The 3,584-nt window shown below is 54.1% G+C and carries 5 protein-coding genes; all 5 read right to left on the reverse strand.

From position 1 onward, the window contains the following. Positions 1 to 87 precede the first annotated feature (87 nt). Positions 88 to 417, reverse strand: coding sequence for a hypothetical protein (locus B2R17_RS12860; RefSeq protein ID WP_286764297.1), 330 nt, complete (start codon positions 415 to 417; stop codon positions 88 to 90). A gap of 685 nt (positions 418 to 1,102) precedes the next feature. Continuing rightward, a complete protein-coding gene (locus tag B2R17_RS12865) occupies positions 1,103 to 1,366 on the reverse strand; it encodes a hypothetical protein (RefSeq protein WP_286764298.1) in 264 nt (87 codons plus the stop codon). A 321-nt stretch (positions 1,367 to 1,687) separates the two neighbouring features. Continuing rightward, positions 1,688 to 1,975, reverse strand: coding sequence for a DUF350 domain-containing protein (locus tag B2R17_RS12870; protein ID WP_008655170.1), 288 nt, complete (start codon positions 1,973 to 1,975; stop codon positions 1,688 to 1,690). Between the two features lie 108 nt (positions 1,976 to 2,083). Next, positions 2,084 to 2,248, reverse strand: coding sequence for a hypothetical protein (locus B2R17_RS12875; RefSeq protein ID WP_007328617.1), 165 nt, complete (start codon positions 2,246 to 2,248; stop codon positions 2,084 to 2,086). Then, the coding region (locus B2R17_RS12880; RefSeq protein WP_286764299.1) for a DUF4178 domain-containing protein at positions 2,248 to 3,584 on the reverse strand (1,337 nt) is incomplete at its 5' end. The genes B2R17_RS12875 and B2R17_RS12880, both read right to left, overlap by 1 nt.

Consider the following 3,584-nt stretch of genomic DNA (forward strand, 5'->3'; position numbering starts at 1 on the left):
CAGGAGGGTGATTTCAACCTTGCGAGCACGGCACTTCAAAACTGCACGACCTCTTTGGTTGACGTGTTTTTCAGTTGACGTGTTCAATCAACCGCCCAGCATATATATCGCAGCACCTTGAACTACGATCAATGTGGCGGTGAAGACGGCGCACAAGAGGCGTGAGTTTCCATACCAAGTGCGGACGAAAGCAAACCAAACGATGAGCGACACCATGACGGAGCCTGTCACAGCATTACCGAGTTGGGGAGCCTCGATCGTTGTATCTGCTTGATGAAACATCAACATTGCGTAGCTGGTTGCACCCAACCATCCCAAGCCAGCGATGACCGATGTGAAGTGACAAACCGTTCGAGGGTTGCTCTGAACGACGGTCGATTCGGGATCTCGCGAGATCGGTTCGTAGGGATTGTTCATCGGAGAAAGTCCCTGCCAGTTGCGTTGTAGATTTTGGAGTCGAGCGAACGACAACAGCGTAACCGCACGTCCCAAGTGACAGATACGAAGCCCAGGACATTGCTGGAAGGCTGGTGGGACACGATACCTGCACGACCGGAATGGTTACGACGGAGAACTAGATAAACAAGACATTCAACAGAGTGGAAATCAAGACGCAAACGCGCTTACCTCGCTTTGGATGTGCTGTTCCGGCGATCGAGCTCCTTCTCAGCTTGGACGCCGCTCAGTCGCCAACCGCGTCGAGCTTTCGCGTGACCCACCCAGTTCTCCATCTTTTCGCAGGCTTGGATCCAGTCACGGAGCTGGTGGTCTGTCATGTCTGCGATCTTGCGGCCCCGAAGTGACTGCTGTGATTTTGAGAGAGGTTCGGCCATCGAGCAGCGTTCTCGCTATGGGAATCTGTTTGATCAGTTTCGGAGCAGTGACCAACTCGCAAACGCCACTTCCCTACAATTTTTCCTCGGTACTGAAAGCATAGACGATGCTCAGTCGATCAACAGCTATAGGGAGCACTGCAGGCAATTCGATCTTCCTTCTCTGCATTCGGATGAGCCGTTCATTCGCGGTGAAAACGCTCGTCCACTCGCTGGCAAAAGCGTTGTACTTCAGCGCGATGTCCAAACAAAATCGTCAGAAGTGCTCGCTACCGTATGATTTCACAATTTGGAACAGCTTTCTGAAGGTTCTTGATCGCAGCTTCTGAAACGTTGGTGTTGGTCAACTTCAACACTTTGATTCTGAGTGGGAATGAGTTCTCCTCCTGCAATACGATGCGGCGGAGGGCGTCGTCTGTGATGCGTGTATCGGATAGATCCAGTGTGTGGATATGCTCGTATTGTTCTGGGCTGTTTGAACACAGGCGGCTGATGAAATAGATGTCACCGTCCTTCATTTTGGTGCCGGACATATCGACGTCGATCATCTTTTCGCCGCGCGGGATGACTTTTCCGTGAAGTTGGGATACTCGGAGTGCTGGCGTGGGTAAGCATCCGGATATGAACGCAGATAGAAGACCGAATATGGTTCCAAAACAAATGTGCTTGCAGCATCTCGAACGCGCATTCGCAATGAGCTCTGTCTTGTGCATGAAATGCTCTGTTTTGCAATTTGAGAAACGTTGTCCGTCAGCATCCAGGCAAGCAACGGTCGTTCGATTCGCAGGCTGAGAAGTGGGGATCAGTTGCGACAATGGCTTGACGACGGAGCCAAGCTAATTCAGTGTGCCGGTTCAACCAATCACGGAGGCGGCGATGATGATGGAGACGCCGAGCACGATGGCGGCGACGACTATCGAGACGGCCAAGTTGTGTTCTTCACCGATCTCGTGCAGGATCGAGAAAGGCGTGAGCTTTTCCATCAGCACCAGACAGCCCATGAAGACAACGATTCCAACCACAGAGAACACGCAAGCAGCGATCAGATGCTGCAGCAGCAAATCCAGGCTTGTGCCGGTTGCGGGTACCGGATCCACCACGACGGAGTCGGATTGTGCCAAGCCACGTAGTTGATCAATCATGCTCTCTACCTTTTCGTTTGGTTTGGATTTGTTGGAGTGTTGTGTGTTGATTTGATGAGTGCCGCGTGTCGCTGCGATACACGTCGCGAGTGGGCCGGGTTTCGTTGGCTACTTTCCGCCGCCCCACGAACCACCGTAGGCCCGACCGCCGCCGCTGCTGCCCATGTTGTCGACAATCCCAAAGTTGATCGCCTGCCAACCTCGGAACGCGGCGACGGAATACCAGCAGCAAACGAGCACGCCGATGATCAAATAGATTCGTAGTATTTTCATCAGTCATCACTGCTGGCGTAGGGACTGAAGTCGCTGTCTTTCCAGCGGGAAACTTCGAAGTTGTGTATGAACACCAGGCAACCAATCGGAATCGCTGAAACAAACAGCAACCCGTAAAACAGCATCCAGCCGTCAGCGGACGGTGTTGCGGATGACGCCGAGCGATGGTTGCCGAGGTAAATGATGAACATGTAGAAGCAGAATCCAGCCCAGGCGAGCCAAACTCCAAAGGGGATTTTTGGCGAAGGTTGGATCACACCGACGCCCCATGGACGCGTCAGGTTCTCGACTCCGAATGCGGCCTCAATCTCCCTGGGCTTCATGTACGTCCCCAGAGACACAACACGTTCGTGTGTCCTGCCTTCAAAACTGTCTTCGATCGACAGCATTCTTGGCGGGGCAATGAAGTCCGCAGTCTCGACGCAGTTCCCTTGCTGAACCTTCCAATAAAATTCGCCGATCACGTGACGCACAATCGCTGTGGCGCGATCGTAGATGCGGAAAGAATCGCCGTCGTATCGAAGGCGAGTGGACAGAGGGTCCATCGCGTGTCCGGTGACGGGCTGGACGAATGACCAATGCCGATCGTTTTCGACCAACCATCGGAAGCCGACGCCGGGGGCGTAGAGCAGGTATTCCGTCCAAGGATACGTGGTGCCCGCATAACGAACGAAGCGAGCCATGATGCCGATGATGATGTATTCGGTGCCTTCGATGGTTCCTCGAATGCCGAGCGGCAACGACGTGTGCATCTCACGTTGTTCCAACATCGTCAGCAATTTCAGCCGCCCATCATCGTTGGACAACAACGCACCGCAGTGTTGGCAACCAACTCGCAGTGTTTCTTTCGGTGCATGAAGGTCCAGCGAACCGCCACACTTTGGGCAATTCAGATGGAGCGATGCGACCGCGATCGTTCCTGATCCAGGATCAGGCTGCCAATCGGGAGTCGACAGGTTCAGTTTGTCTTTGGTGACCGTGCGGCCGATGTACGTGTGCTGCTCGCCTCTCGAATAATCGAAGGTCGCGAACCACGCTCCGCCGTCGGGTTCCGGAGCTCCATGCAAATCCACATAGCGATGGTCATCGTTGGGACGAAACTGCCAAGGGATTTCGCCTTGAGCAGATCTCGCTTTCGCGACGCCTAACTCAGCGACCGTCAAATCTTGTCCGCCGTAGTGAACGACCTGGCCCAGCGATAGCGAATCGAATTCCGGCAAGGGTGACTTCGATCGCACCGGCCGTTCAAACGTCAGGTGCAACTGGCCTTGAGCCTCGGCCAACCAAGCCATCTTGTCGCCCGGGAACCGCAGGTACCATTCGTCCCAAACTCCGC

Origin of the sequence: Rhodopirellula sp. UBA1907 (assembly GCF_002337565.1) — a bacterium.
Classification (GTDB): domain Bacteria; phylum Planctomycetota; class Planctomycetia; order Pirellulales; family Pirellulaceae; genus Rhodopirellula; species Rhodopirellula europaea.

What these genes read in the sequence shown, in the direction of transcription:
- B2R17_RS12875 (WP_007328617.1), bottom strand. Translation starts at nt 2,248, where the DNA reads ATGAAAATACTACGAATCTATTTGATCATCGGCGTGCTCGTTTGCTGC.
- B2R17_RS12870 (WP_008655170.1), bottom strand. Translation starts at nt 1,975, where the DNA reads ATGATTGATCAACTACGTGGCTTGGCACAATCCGACTCCGTCGTGGTG.
- B2R17_RS12865 (WP_286764298.1), bottom strand. Translation starts at nt 1,366, where the DNA reads ATGTCCGGCACCAAAATGAAGGACGGTGACATCTATTTCATCAGCCGC.
- B2R17_RS12860 (WP_286764297.1), bottom strand. Translation starts at nt 417, where the DNA reads ATGAACAATCCCTACGAACCGATCTCGCGAGATCCCGAATCGACCGTC.